Below are 328 nucleotides of genomic sequence, written 5' to 3' on the forward strand. Positions count from 1 at the left end.
GACAACTGTGGTGAGGTGACCCTTACTTACGAGGACACACCAGTATCAGGAGGATGCGCAGGACGTATCATCCGTGACTACACAGCAGTAGATGAGTGCGGAAACAGCTCAACATTCGAGCAAATCATCACATTGGTTGATGAAGTAGCTCCAGAATTTGTGCTCTTCCCAGAAGATGTAACAGTAGAATGCGACCAGGTACCATCTAACGAAGGGCTGGAAGTAGAATACATAGACAACTGTACAGATGTAACACTTGAATACAACGGTGAAGTAATCACTGAAGGTGAGTGCGCAGGTCAGTACACAATTGAGCGTACATGGACTA

The 328-nt window shown here is 46.0% G+C and carries 1 protein-coding gene; it reads left to right on the top strand.

Annotation, left to right across the window (positions count from 1 at the left end):
- Positions 1-328: hypothetical protein (locus tag ABHV44_RS16255; protein ID WP_459075767.1), on the top strand; the 328-nt coding region annotated here is incomplete at both ends.

This window comes from Halocola ammonii (genome assembly GCF_049334165.1).
GTDB lineage: Bacteria > Bacteroidota > Bacteroidia > Flavobacteriales_D > Sanyastnellaceae > JBEGHD01.